The following is an 18340-nucleotide window of genomic DNA, read 5'->3' on the forward strand; positions in this document are numbered from 1 at the left end:
TATCCTCGCCGGGCCAAGCCCGGCGAGCGCAGCGGCATTAACCGCGTGCGGCCCACCACACACGCAGCAGGGTGCGCACCGGGGTCGCTTCGATCGGCTTGCCTGCGGCCTGCGCGGCCACGCGGGCGCGGGCCAGGCTGGACCAGACGCGGCGCGCGCGCGGGCCCGGCACGCGGGTCGCCCAGCCCTTCAACAGGTGCTGCGCCCAACGCTGCGTGGCGTTGCTGGCGTCCTCGTCCAGCAGGCTGCGCGGCACGCCGGCCACGCCCGCATCCTGCAGGCGCTGGGCCAGGGTCTGCAGCTGCACGGCACGGCCAGCGCCCTTGCGCGGCGTGTCGTTGAACAGCACCACTTCCACCGCCGCCACCGCGTCGGCGTAGTTGGCCAGCGCGCGCTCGGCACTGGCCGCATCGAGTGCAACCGTGCGCGCCTCGACCAGGTCCGGCAGGGTTTCGGCCAGCTGCGCCCACGGTGCACGCACCGGCTCCAGCAGGCGGCCCAGCGGATGGCGCGAGCGCTGTCCGGCCCAGCTGCGCAGCTCCTCGCCCCACCACGCCAGCTTGGCGTCGGCCGGCATCGGATCGCCGCTGGTGTTGAGCATGTCGTCGAATTCCTGCAGCAGCGCGAACCACGCCACCGCGAGCTCGCGTTGCGATTCGGCCACGAACGGGGCGGCCACCGACCATTCCGGCCAACGGCTGCGCCACTTGTCGAGGAAACTGTCCAGCGCGGTACTGCTCACTACGTCATTCCTTACGGCTGGGCCGGGGCTGCCGGCCGGGTCGGCCAGAGACTGGCCAGTTGCAGAAGTTCGGCGTTTTCCACCAGTACGTCGGCCTGCCAGGCCAGCGGATCGTCGCTGTGCAGGCGGTAGCCCCACAGCGCCGCCACCGACGGCATGGCCGCCGCGCGTGCGGCGATGATGTCGCGCTCGTCGTCGCCCACGTACACGCAGTCTTCGGCGGCAACGCCAATCGCCTGCGCGGCGTGCAGCAGCGGCAGCGGATGCGGCTTGCGCTCGGCCAGGCTGTCACCACCCACCAGCACCGCACAGCGCTGCTGCCAGCCCTGCTGCGGCAGGATCAGGCGCGCCAGGTATTCCGGCTTGTTGGTGACGATGCCCCACACGGTGCCTGCGGCATCCAGCGCGGCGAGCATGCCGGCCACGCCGTCGAACAGCACCGCGTGCTGGCCGATCAGCGCTTCATAGCGCTGCAGGAACTCGGGAATCAGCGCATCGCGGTCGGCCGCGTCCAGATCCGGGAAGGCGGCGGTCAACATCGCACGCGAGCCCTTGGACACCACCGGGCGCAGCAGCGCAGGATCGATCGGCGCACGGCCGCGCCCGGCCAGCATCGCATCGCAGGTGGCGACGAAATCCGGCGCACTGTCCAGCAGGGTGCCGTCCAGGTCGAACAGCACCGCCCGCGGGAAGCCGGCCGTGGTCATGCAGGCCTGACCGCGTAGGCCAGGTAGTTGATGTCGGTGCGGCTGCTCAGGCGGGCGTGGTTGCGCCACGGCTCGTAGGCCATGCCGCTGACGTCCACCAGCTGCACGTCGGCCTCGCGCAGCCAGCGCGCCAGCTCGGCCGGCTTGATGAATTCCTGGTAGTGGTGGGTGCCCTTGGGCAGCAGCCGTGCCACGTACTCGGCGCCGACGATCGCCACCGCGAAGGCGGCCGCGGTGCGGTTGATGGTCGACAGGAACAGGTGGCCACCGGGCTTCAGCAGGCGCTTGCAGGCCTCGATGATCGCGCCCGGGTCGGGCACGTGCTCGAGCATTTCCATGCAGGTGACCACGTCGAAGCTGCCCGGCTGTTCGGCCGCCAGATCCTCGGCGGCCTGCACCCGGTAGTCGACCTTGGCGCCGCTTTCCAGCGCATGCAGGCGCGCGACCTTGACCAGTTCAGGGGCGAGGTCAATCGCGGTGACATCGGCACCGGCCTGGGCCAGCGCTTCGCTCAGCAGGCCGCCACCGCAGCCGATGTCGAGCACGCGCGCACCGCGCAGCGTCACGCGGTCGGCCACGTACTGCAGGCGCACCGGGTTCAGGGCGTGCAGCGGCTTCTGCGGGCCGTCGGCATCCCACCAGCGGTTGGCCAGTGCGGCGAACTTGTCCAGCTCGGCCTGATCGAAATTGGAGGAAGCGTGGGGGGCAGTCATGGGGAAGTCCTTGCAGCGCCTGGAATCAGGCGCGGATATGACGGATGCGCTCGCGCCACTGGCGCGCGTTGGCGATGATGCCCGGCAGGTCCATGCCGACCAGCTCGCGCTGCACCAGCTTCGGCTTGCCGGCAATCCAGACGTCGCTGACCTGCTGGCGGCCGGTGGCGTACACCAGCTGCGACAGCACGTTGTGCAGCGGCTGGGTTTCCAGCGCGGACAGGTCGACGCAGACCAGGTCGGCCTGCTTGCCGACCTCGATCGAACCGATGCGCTCGCCAAAGCCCAGCGCGCGGGCGCCGCCCAGGGTCGAGGCACGCAGCGTGGTGGCCGCGTCCAGCGCGGTCGCATCGTCGGCCACGGCCTTGGCCAGGATCGCCGCGGTGCGGTTCTCGCTGAACATGTCCAGGTCGTTGTTGCTGGCGCAGCCATCGGTACCGATGGCCAGGTTGACGCCGGCGCGCTGCAGGGCGCACGCCGGGCAGAAACCGGAGGCCAGCTTCAGGTTCGATTCCGGGCAATGCACCACGCTGACGCCACGCTCGGCGCACAGGTGGATTTCCGCATCGGTCAGCTGGGTCATGTGCACCGCGATCAGGCGGTCGTTGACCAGGCCGAGGCGATCCAGCCGCGCCAACGGGCGCTGGCCGTGCAGCTTGATCGAATCGTTGATTTCCTGCGCGGTCTCGTGGGTGTGCAGGTGCACCTGCATGTCGAGCTGGTCGGAGAGCATCCGCACGCGCTCGAAATTGGCATCGTTGACCGTGTACGGCGCATGCGGCGCGAACGCGATGCCGATCAGCGGATCGGTGCGCCACTGGTCATGCAGTTCACCGGCCTTGGCGAAGTACTCGTCGTCGGTCTTGGCCCAGGCGGTGGGGAAATCGATGATGACCGCGCCGACCAGCGCGCGGAAACCGTGCTTCTTGTAGACCGCAGCCTGCACGTCGCCGAAGAAGTAGTTCTCGTTGGCGCAGGTGGTACCGCCGCGCAGCATCTCGGCGATGGCCAGGGTGGTGCCGTCGGCCACGAATTCCGGGCCGATCACCGCCGCTTCCACCGGCCAGATGTGCTGCTGCAGCCAGGTCATCAGCGGCAGGTCGTCGGCGACGCCGCGCAGCAGGGTCATCGGGTTGTGCGTGTGCGCGTTGACCAGGCCGGGCATCAGCGCCGCGTCGGGGCGGCTGACCACTTGGGTCGCGCGGAAGCGCGCGCGGGCCTCGGCACGCGGCAGGATGGCGACGATTTCGCTGCCACGCACGGCGACGGCATGGTCTTCCAGCACCACCGCATGCGGCTCGATCGGAACGACATAACCGGCTTCGATGAGCAGGTCGCAGGCTTCAGGGAGGTGCGGGCTATCGCTCATGCGGGCTCACTTGGCTGTGGGGGCGGCGAGATACTTCTGGGGGACGCGGCCCTGAGTCAGGGGCTGCCGCGAGGCGGCGGGGTCTGGAGACTCGTGAAGCGGGGCCCATGATCTGCCGAAGCAGATCATGGGAGCGCCAGCGCGAATGCGATGGCGCGTACCCGAGCGTGGGCTCGGCTCTTCCAGGTAATCCGGCTGCGCCGGATTACTTGACGCGCGCGGAGTATTCGCCCGAGCGGGTGTCGACCCTGACGATTTCATCCTGGTTGACGAACAGCGGCACGCGGACCACGGCGCCGGTTTCCAGGGTAGCCGGCTTGCCGCCGCCGCCCGAGGTGTCGCCACGGACGCCCGGATCGGTCTCGGTGATCTTCAGCTCGACGAAGTTCGGCGGCTGCACGAAGATCGGCGAACCGTTGAACAGGGTGACGATGCAGGACTCTTCGCCCTTCAGCCACTTCTCGGCGCCGCCCATGCCGGCCTTGTCGGCCTGGACCTGCTCGAAGGTTTCCGGGTCCATGAAGTGCCAGTACTCGCCGTCGCTGTACATGTAATCCATGTTGGTATCGACAACGTCGGCCACTTCCACGTCATCGGTGGCCTTCATGGTCATTTCCACGGTGCGGCCCGAGCGGATGAAGCGATAGCGCACGCGGGTGAAAGCCTGGCCCTTGCCCGGCTTGATGAACTCGGTCTCGGAGATGACGGCCGGTTCATTGTTGACCAGGATCTTCATCCCGTTCTTGACATCGTTCATGCCCGCAGTGGCCATGCTCAAGCTCCTCAAATGGCGAAACCGCCGCGCGTGCGGCGAGCCGGTAGAATGGAAAACCCACCGGACCCCCGGTGGGCAACTGTTTATGCCCCCATGATAACCGCAGGCCCCCTCTCCATGCAGCCTTCCGCCTTCCCCCGGCCCCAGTCGCCAGGCGCGCCCGCGCGCTGGCAGCAGCTCTGGCGCCAGGCACTGCGCGACCCGCACGCCCTGCTGGCGCGGCTGCAACTGGACCCGGCGGCACTGGGCGTCTCGGAGGCGGCCATGGCCCAGTTCGCCCTGCGCGTGCCGGAAGGCTTCGTGGCCCGCATGCGCCCCGGCGATGCGGCCGACCCGCTGCTGCGCCAGGTGCTGCCGATCGACGAGGAGATGCGCCCGGCGCCCGGGTTCAGCTTCGACGCGGTCGGCGATGGTGCCGCCAAGAAGGCCACAGGGGTCATCCAGAAGTACCGCGGCCGGGCCCTGCTGGTGGCCACCGGCAGCTGCGCGATCAACTGCCGCTACTGCTTCCGCCGCCACTTCGACTACGGCGCGGAGAATGCCGCCAAGGGTGGCTGGCAGGAGGCCGTGGCGGCCATCGCGGCCGACCCGGACATCGACGAGGTGATCCTGTCCGGCGGCGATCCGCTGTCGCTGGCCACGCACAAGCTGGTCGAGCTGACCGACGCCCTGCGCCAGATTCCGCACATCCGCCGCCTGCGCATCCACACCCGTCTGCCGATCGTGCTGCCCGAGCGCGTGGACGAAGAACTGCTGGCCTGGCTGGACAGCCTGCCGTGGCCGCTGGCCATCGTGGTGCACGCCAATCATGCCAATGAATTCGATGCCAGCGTGGATGCCGCGATGGCACGCCTGCGCGGCCTCGGCGCGCAGCTGCTGAACCAGGCCGTGCTGCTGCGCGGGGTCAACGACAGCGTGCAGGCACTGCAGGACCTGAGCGAGCGCAGCTTCGCCGCCGGCGTGCTGCCCTACTACCTGCACCAGCTGGACAAGGTCGAGGGCGTGGCCCACTTCGAAGTGGACGACACCCGGGCCAAGGCCCTGATCGCCGGCCTGACCGCCCGCCTGTCCGGCTACCTGATTCCCAAGCTGGTGCGCGAACTGCCCGGCGACCCCAGCAAGCGCCCGGTGTAATCGCACCACCGGGGTCAGATCCCTTTTTCGCAGAAAACGGGATCTGACCCCGGAACAGCCGTTACAGCCCGGAGTCGATCATCCGCACCACTTCGGTGGCAGTTACCGGGTGGCTCAACCAGTAGCCCTGGCCCAGGTCGCAGCCGCGCTGGGCCAGTAGTTCGTACTGCGCTTCCTGCTCGATGCCCTCGGCCACCACGGTAATGCCCAGCGCATGGGCCATGGCGATGATCGCCGTGGTCAGCGCCAGGTCGTCCGGGTCGCGCTGCATGTCGGCCACGAAGCTCTTGTCGATCTTGACGCCGTCCACCGGTACCTGGCGCAGGTGGCTCAGGCCGGAGAAGCCGGTGCCGAAGTCGTCCAGCCAGACCTTCACGCCGGTGCGGTGCAGCTTGTCCAGCAGCTGCGCGGCCAGCATCTCGTCGCCGATCACCGCGGTTTCGGTCAACTCCAGGTGCAGGCGCGAGGACGGCAACCCGGATTCGTGCAGGCACTGCGCCACCAGCGCCGGCAGTTCGCCGCCACGCAGCTGGCGCGGTGACACGTTCACCGACACGAACAGCTCGTCGCCGACCGCGCCACGCGGCCACTGCGAGGCTTCCATGCAGGCCGCACGCAGCACCTTCGGGCCGATCACCTCGATCAGGCCGCTCTGCTCGGCTACTTCGATGAACACCGACGGCGGAATCGTGCCCAGGGTCGGGTGCTGCCAGCGCAGCAGCACTTCCACGCCCACCAGGCGGCGGTCGCGCATGCGGAAGATCGGCTGGTAGGCCAGGCGCAGCTCGCCGCGCTCCCAGGCGCCGCGCAGCTCCTGTTCCATGTGCACGCGGCGCTCGACCGCGTGGTCCATCGCCCGGCTGTAGTGGCGGTAGCAGTTCTTGCCGGCCATCTTCGCCTGGTACATGGCGATGTCGCCGTTCTTCAGCAGCGTGGTGGCGTCGGCCGCGTCGTCCGGGTACAGCGTCACGCCGATCGAGGTGCCCAGGAACAGCTCCCTGCCCTGCACCACCAGCGGCTTGCCCAGCTCGCGCACCAGCACTTCGGCCAGCAGGCGGGCGTTGGCGGCCACGTCGCCGTCGCCGACCAGAATCACGAATTCATCGCCACCGAACCGCGCCAGCAGCGCATCATCGCCGCCGGCCTCGGCCACGGCCTGGCCGATGCGCTGGGCGAACTGCAGCAGGGCTTCGTCACCGGCCTCGTGGCCCAGCGTGTCGTTGACCCGCTTGAAGTCATCGATATCGGCAAACAGCAGGCCCAGCCGGTGCTTGGACGCGCGCGCGGCCATCAGCCGGTGGTCCAGCGCCTCGCGGAACGCCAGGCGGTTGGTCAGCCCGGTCAGTGCATCGGTGTAGGCCATGTGCCGCACTTCGCGGTCATGGCGGGCGATCGCATCACGCATGCGGGCAAAGCCGCGCACCAGCTCGCCGACCTCGTCATCGCGGGTGTTCTCCCGCAGCGGCGCCTGGTAATCACCGGCTTCGATGCGACGCGCGGCGGCGGCCAGGTCACGGATCGGCGTCACCAGGGTGCGCTGCACATAGAGGATGACCGTCACCCCGATCACCACCAGCAGGGCCAGCATCAGCAGCAGCCAGCCGAGGTGGCGGCTGCCGACCTGCTGCAGGCGCTCGCCAAGGGTGGCATTGGCGGCCAGCTCGCGTTCCCTGACCTCGTCCAGCGCCATGCCCACGCGGACGCCGCCGATGCGCTGCTTGCCGACCATGATCGGCATGGTGTTGTCGAGCACGCTGGCTGACTGCTGCACCAGCAGGTCCTGCGCGGCGGTCGCCGCCGTCGCCAACGGGTCGGTCATCGGCTTGCCGAAGCCGGGCACGCCGACCGAGCCGTCATGCACCAGCCGGCCCTTGCTGTCGAACACCAGCACATAGCGCACCACCTGCTGCCGCGAGGTCGAGCGCACCAGCGCGCCCACCTGGCCCAGGTCGTTGTAATAGAGCGGGTTGGCCAGCGAATCGGACAGCTCGCGCGCCAACGCTTCGCCGCGGCTGCGCACGCTGCGGTCGAACAATTCATGGATGACGCCACCGCTGAGGCTCTTCACCTCGCTCTGCATCGTCGCCTGGCGGCCCAGCATCACCGCCAGGATCGCCACCACCACCAGCATCGCCCCGCCCATCGCGAGCAGGAAACGGGCCTGCATTCCCGAGCCGAGCCACTTCATGCCACTTCCATCCGTACGTGTCCCGACTGCACTGCCCACTCCCATCCACTGCACCGCGCACGCGCGGCTGCCGGACGCTGCAGCAGCGCCCGGCCCTTCGTTGTTTCTGTGACCTTGTCGATCCGATACCACGTCCGCAGCGCGCTCGCCACGGCCATGGCCGCGCGGACAGTCCGCCATGGAACCAGGCTCAGCAATCCCCACTGCGTTGCCTTACATGAAGCCGACACAAGCTCATCCCCCAGGGTATCCAGACAGACTACCCGAAAAAATGAGACCGTCGTCAGCCTTCCGTGCCGTTTTCCCGGGCCAGCCGCGCCATGCGCTGGGTATCGGCCAGGATGCCGCGCAGCAGGCGCACTTCCTGTTCGGTCGGCTCGCCACGCAGGAACAGGCGGCGCAGCTTGCGCATCGCCGACTCGGGCGCACGGCCCTTGTGGAAATCGATCTCGTCCAGGGTGTCGCCAAGCTGGGCGAAGAAGCTCTCCATCTGCTCGTGGCTGGCCACCGGCTCGCGGACGTCGGCCGGCTCGGCCTCGGCCGCCGGCTGCGCGCCCAGCAGCTGCATGCGCGTTTCATAGGCCAGCACCTGCACGGCGGCGGCCAGGTTGAGCGAGCTGAACGCCGGGTCGGACGGGATATGCACCGCCGCGTGGCACAGCTGCAGCTCTTCGTTGGTCAGGCCGGTGCGCTCGCGGCCGAACACCAGGGCCACCTCGGCGCCCTCGCCGGCCTTGGCCACCGCGCGGGCGGCCGCGTCGGACGGCAGGTATTCCTCCAGCTGGACCCGGCGCGCGCGCGCGGTGCAGCCCAGCACCAGGGTGCAGTCGGCCACGGCCTCGGCCAGGGTGGCCACCACCGGCGCGTCACACAGCACGTCTTCGGCACCGGCCGAGCGGCGGAAGGCCTCCTCGTCCAGCGGCTTTTCGGGGGCGACCAGGACCATGCGGTGCAGGCCCATGGTCTTCAGGGCGCGGGCGGCGGCCCCCATGTTGCCGGGGTGCTGGGTACCGACCAGGACGAATCGGAGGCGGGTGGCGGCAGGAAACTGGGACATGAACAGGGAAATTGTCGAGCTGGACGAAGACCAATGGTAAACTGTGCGGCCGGCCACTGCGCCGGACCCGCTCTTTTCCCCCGCCAGCCCTACCTCTTCTGCCTTTCCGGGAGCCCACGCCATGCAGAAACCCGCCGTCACCGTCATGGTCAAGGCCGCCCGCCTCGCCGGCAACGTCCTGTTGCGCAACATCAACAAGCTCGAGGCGCTCAACGTAGTGCAGAAGGGCCGGATGGACTACGCCAGCGAAGTCGATGCCGACGCCGAAAAGGTGATCGTCAAGGAACTCAAGCGCGCCTACCCCGAGTACGGCGTGTTCGGCGAAGAAGGCGGCGTGCAGGGTGGCCACCGCAACATGTGGGTCATCGACCCGCTGGACGGCACCAGCAACTACCTGCGCGGCGTGCCGCACTACTGCGTGTCGATCGCCCTGGTGGAAAACGGCGAGCCGACCGATGCGGTCATCTTCGATCCGCTGCGCAATGAACTGTTCACCGCCAGCCGTGGCGCCGGTGCCGTGCTCAACGACCGCCGCATCCGCGTGGCCGACCGCAAGGACCTGGGCGGCACCATGATCCACACCGGTTTCGCCCCGCGCGAGCGTGCCCGCGCCAGCGCCCAGCTGAAGGCGGTCGACGCCCTGCTGGTGCAGGCCGAGGACATCCGCCGCAGTGGTTCGGCCGCGCTGGACCTGGCCTACGTGGCCTGTGGCCGCGCCGATGCCTACTTCGAAGCAGGCGTGAAGGCCTGGGACATCGCGGCCGGCGTGCTGCTGGTCCGCGAAGCCGGCGGCAAGGTCTGCGACTTCAAGGGCGCGACCCTGGCCCGCATGGACAACCGTGGCCCGGACACCCAGCAGGTCGTGGCCGGCAACCTGAAGGTGGCCGAGTCGCTGCAGAAGGTGCTGGTGAACACCGGCTACGCCGCCGAGTTCGACGCCAAGTTCTAAGCGTCCGCGCAATACGGCTCACTGAAACGGCACCTGCGAGGGTGCCGTTTCTGTTTGTGCCGCGCGCCGGGCATGGCCCGCCTTTTGTAGAGTCGAGCCATGCTCGACTAGCGCGCGCAGCGCGAAAGACAGCCGAGCGTGGGCTCGGCTCTACAGACCCCAGCACATGACCGTGAATGGGCCGCTGTAGAGTCGAGCCATGCTCGACTTACGCGCGCAGCGCGAAAGGCAGCCGAGCGTGGGCTCGGCTCTACAGACCAACGTGACAACCGCCGCCGCGCTGGAGAAACAAAACGCCCGGCACATGGCCGGGCGTTGGTGTCTCCGGGTTGAAACCCGTCGCTTACGCGGCGGTCGAAGCGCGCAGCGCGGCAATGCGCTCTTCCAGCGGCGGGTGACTCATGAACAGCTTCTTCGCCGTCGAACCGGCAATGCCGAAGGCCGCGATCTGGGTCGGCAGCGTGCTCTGGCCGTGGTTGAGCTGCAGGCGCTCCAGCGCGGCGATCATCTTCTGGCGACCGGCCAGCGAGGCACCACCGGCGTCGGCACGGAACTCGCGGTGACGCGAGAACCACATCGAGATCATCGTCGCGAACAGGCCGAACACCATCTCCAGTACGAACACGATGATGAAGTAGGCAAAGCCACGGCCGCCGCCTTCGCGGTTGCCCGACAGCGCGCTGTCGATGATGCCGCCGACCACGCGGGCCAGCACGATCACGAAGGTGTTCAGCACGCCCTGCAGCAGCGCCATGGTGATCATGTCACCGTTGGCGACGTGGGCGATTTCGTGGCCCAGCACTGCTTCGGCCTCGTCCTCGCTCATGTTGTGCAGCAGGCCGGTGGACACCGCCACCAGCGCGTTGTTGCGGTTGGCACCGGTGGCGAAGGCGTTGATCTCCGGGCCGTCATACACGGCCACTTCCGGCATGCCGATGCCGGCCGCCTTGGCTTGGCGCTCGACGGTGGCCAGCAGCCAGCGCTCGGTCGGGTTGCGCGGTTCGGTGATGACCACCGCACCGGTGGAACGCTTGGCCATCCACTTGGACAGCAGCAGCGAGATGAAGGAACCACCAAAGCCGAAGATGCCAGCCATGACCAGCAGGCCGCTCATCGAACGGGAGTCCACGCCCAGGATGGACATCACGATGCCGGCGAGAATCAGCACCGCAAGGTTGGTGGCCAGGAAAAGGGCTACGCGGGTAAACATGGGGAATTCCGGCTCGGAAGGGGTCGATATCTGCCAATTTGCGGTGCAGTCAGCTTGAATTCAAGCGCCAACCTGACCGACGATTCAGCCAGCATGACTTCGCCTATTCCCTGCGGCCGCTTCGCGCCCTCGCCCACCGGCCTGCTGCACGCCGGTTCCCTGCTCGCCGCCTTCGGCAGCTGGCTGCTTGCGCGCCATCACGGCGGCCTGTGGCGGCTGCGCATCGAGGATGTCGACCCACCGCGCACGGTCGCCGGCGCGGCGCAGTCACAATTGCAGGCCCTGGCCGCATTCGGCCTGGACCACGACGGCGAGGTGCTCTGGCAGAGCGCGCGCGGCGACGCCTACCAGGCCGCGCTGGACTCACTGCTGGCCAGCGACCGGGCCTTCGTCTGCCACTGCAGCCGCAGCGAAGTGGCCGCCAGCGGCGGCCTCCACCATCGCTGCGTGGCGCGACAGCCGCGACCGGACCCTGCCGTCCGCTTTCGTGTGCCGCCGGGCAGCGTGGTCCGGTTCGAAGATGGACTGCGCGGCCTGCAGACCCAGAACGTGCATGCCGAGGTCGGTGATTTCGTGCTGCGCCGCGCGGATGGTTGCTGGGCCTACCAGCTGGCCGTGGTGGTGGACGATGCGGCGCAGGGCGTGACCGAAGTGGTCCGCGGCGCCGACCTGCTCGATTCCACCGCGCGGCAGATCCTGCTGCAGCAGGCGCTGGGGCTGCCGGTTCCGCGCTACTGGCACCTGCCATTGCTGCTGGATGCGCCGGGCCACAAGCTGTCCAAGTCCCTCGCCGCCCTGCCGGTGGACAGCAGCCGGCCGGTGCCGGTGCTGCGCCAGCTGTGGCAGTTGCTGGGCCAGGCACCCACCGCGCTGGGCGGCACCGACGCATTGCCCGCATTGCTGGCCGCCGCACGCCAGGCCTTCGACCCGACGCGGCTGCCGCGTTCCGACATCCTGATCGGAGCGGACCTGCCGCCAGCGGGCGCACTTTCCGCGCCGATGTTGCAGAATCCCCTTTCCCCCACCTGAAACCCGGACAGCATTCCATGACTTCTCGCGTCGCACTGGTCACCGGCGGAACCGGCGGCATCGGTACCGCCATCTGCCAACGCCTGGCCGACCAGGGCCACCGGGTCGCCACCAACTACCGCGACGAGGCCAAGGCCCGCGCCTGGCAGCAGGCCATGACCGAACGCGGCTACCACGTGTCGATCTTCCCCGGCGATGTGTCCGACCCGGAAAGCGCCGAAGCGCTGATCCGCGCGGTGGAAGCCGAGCTGGGCCCGGTCGAGATCCTGGTCAACAACGCCGGCATTACCCGCGACACCACCTTCCACCGCATGCGTGCGGACCAGTGGCACGACGTGATCAACACCAACCTCAATTCGGTGTTCAACGTCACCCGCCCGGTCATCGAAGGCATGCGCCGCCGCGGCTGGGGCCGGGTCATCCAGATCAGCTCGATCAACGGCCTGAAGGGCCAGTACGGCCAGGCCAACTACGCCGCCGCCAAGGCCGGCATGCACGGCTTCACCATTTCGCTGGCCCGCGAGAACGCCGGCTTCGGCATCACCGTCAACACCATCTCGCCGGGCTACGTCGCCACCGACATGGTGATGGCGGTGCCGGAGGAAGTGCGCGCCAAGATCATCGCCGACATCCCCACCGGGCGCCTGGGCAAGCCGGAGGAGATCGCCTACGGCGTGTCCTTCCTGGTCGCCGACGAGGCCGCCTGGATCACCGGCAGCAACCTGGACATCAACGGCGGCCACCACATGGGCTGGTAAGGCCGCAGGCAGCGGCAGCGGGCACGCAAAGCTCCCTGCCGTTGGTCATGCTGCGCAGCACGCAAACCCTTGCTGCGCAACATGATCGGGCGTGAAACCCAAGCCCGGCGGGGCCTCCAGCGGTTGCCAAGGCTTGTGCACTGCGCCATGCTGCACATCTACAGTGACGAGTGACCGCTTCATGGCTGCGACCCGCATCATCAAGAAGTATCCGAACCGCCGTCTCTACGACACCGAAATTTCCAGCTACATCACCATAGAGGATGTGCGCCAGCTGATCCTGGACGGTGAAGACTTCGAGGTCCGCGACGCCAAGAGCGGCGACGACCTGACCCGTTCGGTCCTGCTGCAGATCATCGCCGACCAGGAGCAGGACGGCGAACCGATGCTGTCCACCCAGCTGCTGAGCCAGCTGATCCGCTTCTACGGCGATTCGCTGCAGGGCTTCATGGGCAACTACCTGGAGCGCAGCATGCAGGTCTTCCTGGACCAGCAGCAGCAGTTCCGCCAGCAGATGGGCAACCTGCTGGGCCAGACCCCGTGGGCGATGATGAACCAGCTGACCGAGCGCAACCTCGAGCTGTGGCAGGAATTCCAGCGCAACATGGGCACCGGCTTTGGCGGCCCGCGCCCCGGCGGTACGGGCACCGGCACCGGCAACAAGCCGAGCGAGCCGGGCACCAGCAGCGGCACGGGTGGCAAGACCCGGCGCTGAGGCGACTGCACCGCCTGACACGAAAACGGCGCGCCCTCTGGCGCGCCGTTTCTGTTCTGGATGCCTAAGACCAGTGGCTTCGACCGGGTAGCGTCAGCGCTTCAACTTGCAGCCCGTGCAGACGCGCTCGACCTTGTAGCCCTTGGCCTTCAGCTTCTCCACCACGCCATCGCTGCCCAGCAGGTGCAGGCCACCCACCACCACCAGGGTGCCGCCCTGCCCGTCCTGCAGATACGGCAGCAGCTTGGGCACCCACGCATCGTTGCGCGCGGTGTTGATGCGCTGGTAGAGCTGCGGATACTGCTGGCGCATCTCCACGGCCATCTTGTTCCACAGCACGCGGTCATCGCCACGGCGCCAGGCCTCGTGCAGCATCAGCGACTGCTCGTCGCCCTTGTCGGCCTGGTCCAGCGCCTCGGCCATCATCTGCCGCTGCTCCTGCAGGCTCATGCCGTCCAGCAGGTTGATCTGGCTCTGCATGTCCTCCAGCCCGCCGGTCTGCTTGCCCGCTTTCTTCGCCTGCGCCATGAAATGACGGTCCAGGCCGAGGTTCGCATCCAGGCCCATCTTCTGCATCTGCCCGATGGTGATGTTGAGCGCGACGAACCAGCTCTTCATGCCCTGCAGCTGCCCCAGCGGCAGCTTGTTCTGGGTGGCGTAGGCCTGCAGCTTCTGCCAGGTGGCGTCATCCAGGTCGCGCTTCAGTTCACTGCCATCGCGGCGGATCGCGGTCTGCACCATCTGGGTGGCCGCCTGGGTCGATTCCATTTCCTCCGGCGACACTTCGAACAGCACCCGCTTGGACGCGGTGAAGGCCTGCTCGACATCGGCCGACAACGGGTAATCGGTGGGCTTCAGCAGGTGGAACGAACCCAGCAGGTAGACACGCGCATCGCCCGGGCCGGTCACCTTCCACAGCAGCGGCACCGGCGGCTTGGCGGCCGGCGCTTCAGCCGGCGCGCCATGCGCAGAGGCCAGGGGGGCGACCGCGCAGGCCATCAGCAGCACGGCGCCGCGCAACAATGATCTGATCGACATGATCAGCCTTCTCCTTCAGGCAGGTGGTACGCCTTCTCGCCGGCGTCCACGCGCAGGTCCAACCGGTTTTCCGGGGGCGCCAGCGGGCAGGTCGCATACGGGGTGAAGGCACAGGGTGGGTTGTAGGCATGGTTGAAATCGATGCGCACGCTGCCATCGGCGGCCGGTGCATCGATGTCCAAGTAGCGACCGGCCGGATAGCTGCCGTGGCCGCTGGTGCGGTCGGCGAAGACCAGGAACAGGGGCTCGCCGGGCGCACCGATCGCTTCCATGCGCCAGCTGCGGCCGTCGCGCTCGAACTCCACCGCGCCGGCATTCGGCATTTCGGTGGTCAGGCCGGTGATGTCCACGATCGGCAGGGTCTTGCCGGCGGGATGGGCGATGAAATGCGCCTGCACCTGCCAGTCGGGACCGCCGGGCCAGTACTGGATGCCGGCGAAATCGCGGCGCGCATCCGCGTCGGCATGCTTGACCCGCAGCGCATCGCGCGGGCCGCGGCGGATGATGCTCAGCTGGCCCTTGCCGCCATCGAAGGTGAGGACCGTGGGCGCCGGATCCTTGTCGGTGTTCATGCGCACGCGGCCACGCACCGGCTGCCCGTCCAGGCTGACGTCCACCCCGGCTTCGGGGCTGAACCACCACTGGTCGCCCTCGCGCCGCAGCAGGCCCAGCTTGTCCGGGCCCACCGCCAGGCGGATGCCGCTGCTGGCGCCGCTGCCGATGAAGTGCGACTTGTACTGCAGCCAGTGCAGGCCGACCAGCGCGGTCCAGCCATCGGGCCGGGTCAGGTCTTCATAGCGCTGCACGCGCCACTGCTGCTGCCCCGCCGCGAACGCCGGATCTTCCTTCACCACCGGCACCGGCGCCGGTGCCGGGCTGCAGGCGGCCAGCAACACAGCGACCAGCAGGCCGCCCACTCCCCGATGACGCATGGATGCTCCCCTCAACGTTGCGGGCCTCAGCGGCCGCGCAGGAACCAGCGGTCGATTTCCGCCAGCGAAAAACGTGCCCAGGTCGGCCGCCCGTGGTTGCACTGGCCGGAGCGCTCGGTGATTTCCATGTCACGCAGCAGCGCGTTCATTTCCGGCACGGTCAGGCGCCGGTTGGCGCGCACCGCGCCGTGGCAGGCCATGGTCGACAGCAGCTCGTCGCGCGCACTGGCGATGCGCCGGCTATGGCCATGCTCGCGCAGGTCGGTCAGCACGTCGCGCAGCAGGCCTTCCGGCTCGGCGTTGGCCAGCAGCGCGGGAATGCTGCGCACATGCAGCGCGCCCGGGCCGGCGCGGGTGACTTCGAAACCGAGCGCCGCCAGCGTTTCCGCTTCCGTCTCGGCGGTGTCGGCCTCGCGCTCGCCCACCGCCAGGGTGATCGGCACCAGCAACGGCTGCGACTGCAGGCCGATGCCATCGTGGGCGTTCTTCAGGCGTTCGTAACCGATGCGCTCGTGGGCGGCGTGCATGTCCACCACGATCAGGCCTTCGGCGTTCTCGGCCAGGATGTAGATGCCGTGCAGCTGGGCGATGGCGTAGCCCAGCGGCGGCACGCCGGCATCGGCACTGGTCACCGGCAGGCCGTTCTCGCTCGGCATCGGCGGCAGCGCACCACTGCGTTCGCCTGCACCGGGTGCGGCATACAGCGCGGCATAGGCTGCGGGCGCATCGGCCACCTGCAGGCCCAGCGGCTGCTGCGGGCGCCAGCCGGAGAAGCCACCACCGCCACCGCCCGAACCGGGCGCGGCACCGCGCACCAGGCCGAAGCCCGACGCACCGGCACTGGACGGCATCGGTGCACCGCCCATGTCTGCAGCATGGACCGCACCAGCACCGATCTCCTGCGCGGACACACCGGCGCGGGTATCGGCCAGCGCGTCCTTCAAGGTGCGGTAGACGAAGTCGTGGACCAGGCGCGAATCGCGGAAGCGCACTTCGTGCTTGGCCGGGTGCACGTTGACGTCGACCCGGGTCGGGTCCAGCTCCAGGAACAGCACGTAGGCCGGCTGGCGGCCGTGGTACAGCACATCGCCGTAGGCCATCTTCACCGCGTGGGCGACACTGCGGTCGCGCACCGAGCGGCCGTTGACGTACAGGTACTGCTGGTCGGCGCTGGCCCGTGAATAATGCGGCTGCGCGATCCAGCCATGCAGGCGCAGGCCGGCACCGGTGTGGTCCACGCGCACGGCCTGGTTGGCGAAGTCCTCGCCGAGAGTCTCGGCCAGGCGCACATCGGAATACAGGTCACCGGGCTTGTAGCGGCGCGAGGCCTTGCCGTTGTGCGACACGCGCAGTTCGACATCCGGGCGGGCCAGCGCCAGCGAGCGCAGCCATTCTTCGATGTGGCCCATTTCCGTCCGCTCGGCGCGCAGGAACTTGCGGCGCGCCGGCACGTTGTAGAACAGCTCACGCACCTCTACGGTGGTGCCGGGCGCATGCGCGCGCGGGGTCACTTCGCCGATCTTGCCGCCTTCGATCTGCAGCGCCGAGCCGTGCTCGTCATGCGCGCGGCGCGAGGCCAGGGTGAAACGGCTGACCGAGGCGATGGACGGCAGCGCTTCGCCGCGGAAACCGAGGGTCGCCACCGATTCGAGGTCGTCGAGATCGGCGATCTTGCTGGTGGCATGCCGCGAGACCGCCAGCGGCAGCTGCTCGGGCGCGATGCCACTGCCGTTGTCGCGGATGCGGATGAGCCGCACACCGCCTTCTTCCAGGTCGATGTCGACACGGCTGGCGCCGGCATCGATGGCGTTCTCGACCAGTTCCTTGACCACCGACGCAGGACGTTCGACCACTTCGCCGGCGGCGATCTGGTTGATCAGGATTTCCGGCAACGGCCGGATCGGGCGCGGATGGGGGGCAGACGTCATGCACGGATGATAACGGAGCCGCCGGTTGTAGAGTCGAGCCATGCTCGACTGGCAGGGTGCCGGTAATGCCCGGTCGAGCGCGGCTCGACTCTACAGAAAGCAGAAACCCGCCATCGGCGGGTTACTTGCTGCCGCCGGCCATGGTGGCGGCGGCGTCGATCTCGGCCTGGGCGCGGGCTGCGTACAGCGTGCCCGGCGGTGGCTGCCGGCTGAAGAAGGTATGCACGCCATCGAGCACGGCACCAGCGACCTTGCGCTGGTAGGCCGGGTCGGTCAGGCGGCGTTCTTCGTCCGGGTTGGAGATAAAGGCGGTTTCCACCAGCATCGCCGGCATGTCCGAGGTTCGCAGCACCGCGAAGTTGGCGCGCTCGAGGTTCGGCTTGTGATTGTTGCCGATCCGCTTCAGGCCGCCCAGCACGTGGCCGGCCGCGTCTTCGGACGCCTTCATGTAACCGCTCTGGGCCAGGTCCAGCAGCACGTTGGCCAGGGTGCCTTCGGTCTGCTGCAGGCGCACGCCACCGACCAGATCGGCCGCGTTTTCCTTGTCGGCCAGCCAGCGCGCGCGCTGCGAGGAGGCGCCCTTGGTGGACAGCACATACACCGACGAACCGGTGGCCGAACGGTTTTCGGCGGCATCGGCGTGGATCGAGATGAAGATGTCGGCCTTGTTCGCGCGCGCCTTCTGCGCACGCATCGGCAGCGGGATGAACACGTCGCTGTCGCGGGTCAGGTAGGCCTTCAGGCCCGGCGTCGCGTTGACCTGGCGGGCCAGTTCGCGCGCCACGGCCAGGGTGACGTCCTTCTCGCGCTTGCCGGTCGGGCCGATGGCGCCCGGATCCTGGCCGCCATGGCCCGGATCGATGGCTACCACCAGGTGGCGCATGCCCGGCTGCATGCGGATACGCGAGGCATCGCTGGGCATGGCCGGTCGCGGCGCTTCGGCGGGTGCCGCGACAGGCGTGGGTGCAGGCGCCGGTGCGGCGGCCACCACGGCACGGGTCGGCTGGCCGGCAAGAATCGCGGCCGGCGAGGACGGCGGCGGCGTGCTGCTGGCACTGATGCCGGCAGCGGCCACCTGGGCCGGGGTGGTGGTCGG

Annotated in this window: 17 protein-coding genes; 5 read left to right on the top strand and 12 right to left on the bottom strand. The window is 68.7% G+C overall.

Going from position 1 to position 18340, the window contains the following annotated elements; translation table 11 throughout:
- Positions 1–37 precede the first annotated feature (37 nt).
- The 5 genes from DCO49_RS09675 to efp form a co-directional block, all read right to left on the bottom strand.
- Positions 38–742: a phytoene/squalene synthase family protein gene (locus DCO49_RS09675; protein ID WP_116863870.1), complete on the bottom strand. Its 705-nt coding sequence runs from the start codon at positions 740–742 to the stop codon at positions 38–40.
- A gap of 11 nt (positions 743–753) precedes the next feature.
- A complete protein-coding gene (locus tag DCO49_RS09680) occupies positions 754–1449 on the bottom strand; it encodes a phosphoglycolate phosphatase (protein ID WP_116863871.1) in 696 nt (231 codons plus the stop codon).
- On the bottom strand, positions 1446–2162 hold the full coding sequence (gene ubiG / locus DCO49_RS09685; RefSeq protein WP_116863872.1) for a bifunctional 2-polyprenyl-6-hydroxyphenol methylase/3-demethylubiquinol 3-O-methyltransferase UbiG: 717 nt from the start codon (positions 2160–2162) through the stop codon (positions 1446–1448). Before ubiG ends, DCO49_RS09680 begins: the two co-directional genes overlap by 4 nt.
- 25 nt (positions 2163–2187) lie before the next feature.
- Positions 2188–3531 carry a TRZ/ATZ family hydrolase gene (locus tag DCO49_RS09690; RefSeq protein WP_116863873.1) on the bottom strand — a complete coding sequence of 448 codons (1344 nt, stop codon included), beginning with the start codon at positions 3529–3531 and terminating at the stop codon, positions 2188–2190.
- 205 nt (positions 3532–3736) lie between these two features.
- Entirely contained in the window at positions 3737–4303 is a 567-nt protein-coding gene (efp, locus tag DCO49_RS09695) for an elongation factor P (protein WP_116863874.1), read from the bottom strand.
- Positions 4304–4423: 120 nt separating this feature from the next.
- Here efp and epmB point away from each other — a divergent pair, with 120 nt between their 5' ends.
- Entirely contained in the window at positions 4424–5440 is a 1017-nt protein-coding gene (epmB, locus tag DCO49_RS09700) for an EF-P beta-lysylation protein EpmB (RefSeq protein WP_165835710.1), read from the top strand.
- Positions 5441–5501: 61 nt separating this feature from the next.
- Here epmB and DCO49_RS09705 read toward each other — a convergent pair whose 3' ends face one another.
- Both DCO49_RS09705 and DCO49_RS09710 read right to left on the bottom strand, forming a co-directional pair.
- On the bottom strand, positions 5502–7628 hold the full coding sequence (locus tag DCO49_RS09705; protein WP_116863876.1) for an EAL domain-containing protein: 2127 nt from the start codon (positions 7626–7628) through the stop codon (positions 5502–5504).
- Between the two features lie 283 nt (positions 7629–7911).
- A complete protein-coding gene (locus DCO49_RS09710; RefSeq protein ID WP_116863877.1) occupies positions 7912–8685 on the bottom strand; it encodes an RNA methyltransferase in 774 nt (257 codons plus the stop codon).
- A 121-nt stretch (positions 8686–8806) separates the two neighbouring features.
- Here DCO49_RS09710 and DCO49_RS09715 point away from each other — a divergent pair, with 121 nt between their 5' ends.
- A complete protein-coding gene (locus DCO49_RS09715) occupies positions 8807–9634 on the top strand; it encodes an inositol monophosphatase family protein (protein ID WP_079222538.1) in 828 nt (275 codons plus the stop codon).
- A gap of 343 nt (positions 9635–9977) precedes the next feature.
- Here the strand turns inward: DCO49_RS09715 and htpX are convergent, their stop codons facing one another.
- Positions 9978–10844: a protease HtpX gene (htpX, locus tag DCO49_RS09720; RefSeq protein ID WP_116863878.1), complete on the bottom strand. Its 867-nt coding sequence runs from the start codon at positions 10842–10844 to the stop codon at positions 9978–9980.
- Between the two features lie 93 nt (positions 10845–10937).
- On the opposite strand from htpX, the gene gluQRS reads away from it, so the two are divergent.
- The 3 genes from gluQRS (at position 10938) to phaR (ending at position 13346) form a co-directional block, all read left to right on the top strand.
- Positions 10938–11873 (top strand): tRNA glutamyl-Q(34) synthetase GluQRS, encoded by a 936-nt coding sequence (gluQRS, locus tag DCO49_RS09725; protein ID WP_116863879.1) that lies wholly within the window; start codon positions 10938–10940, stop codon positions 11871–11873.
- Positions 11874–11890: 17 nt separating this feature from the next.
- Complete coding sequence (locus DCO49_RS09730; RefSeq protein ID WP_108769391.1) at positions 11891–12631, top strand: beta-ketoacyl-ACP reductase; 741 nt, start codon at positions 11891–11893, stop codon at positions 12629–12631.
- A 181-nt stretch (positions 12632–12812) separates the two neighbouring features.
- Positions 12813–13346 carry a polyhydroxyalkanoate synthesis repressor PhaR gene (gene phaR / locus DCO49_RS09735; protein ID WP_116863880.1) on the top strand — a complete coding sequence of 178 codons (534 nt, stop codon included), beginning with the start codon at positions 12813–12815 and terminating at the stop codon, positions 13344–13346.
- Between the two features lie 93 nt (positions 13347–13439).
- Here the strand turns inward: phaR and DCO49_RS09740 are convergent, their stop codons facing one another.
- From DCO49_RS09740 to DCO49_RS09755, 4 genes are all read right to left on the bottom strand, one after another.
- A complete protein-coding gene (locus tag DCO49_RS09740; protein WP_116863881.1) occupies positions 13440–14384 on the bottom strand; it encodes a TraB/GumN family protein in 945 nt (314 codons plus the stop codon).
- A 2-nt stretch (positions 14385–14386) separates the two neighbouring features.
- Positions 14387–15316, bottom strand: a complete 930-nt coding sequence (locus DCO49_RS09745) for a DUF1684 domain-containing protein (RefSeq protein ID WP_116863882.1) — start codon at positions 15314–15316, stop codon at positions 14387–14389.
- A 26-nt stretch (positions 15317–15342) separates the two neighbouring features.
- Positions 15343–17244: a DNA mismatch repair endonuclease MutL gene (gene mutL / locus DCO49_RS09750; RefSeq protein WP_116863883.1), complete on the bottom strand. Its 1902-nt coding sequence runs from the start codon at positions 17242–17244 to the stop codon at positions 15343–15345.
- A gap of 121 nt (positions 17245–17365) precedes the next feature.
- Positions 17366–18340: N-acetylmuramoyl-L-alanine amidase (locus DCO49_RS09755; protein WP_133249417.1), on the bottom strand; the 975-nt coding region annotated here is incomplete at its 5' end.

It is taken from the genome of Stenotrophomonas sp. SPM, assembly GCF_003105135.1.
Lineage (GTDB): Bacteria > Pseudomonadota > Gammaproteobacteria > Xanthomonadales > Xanthomonadaceae > Stenotrophomonas.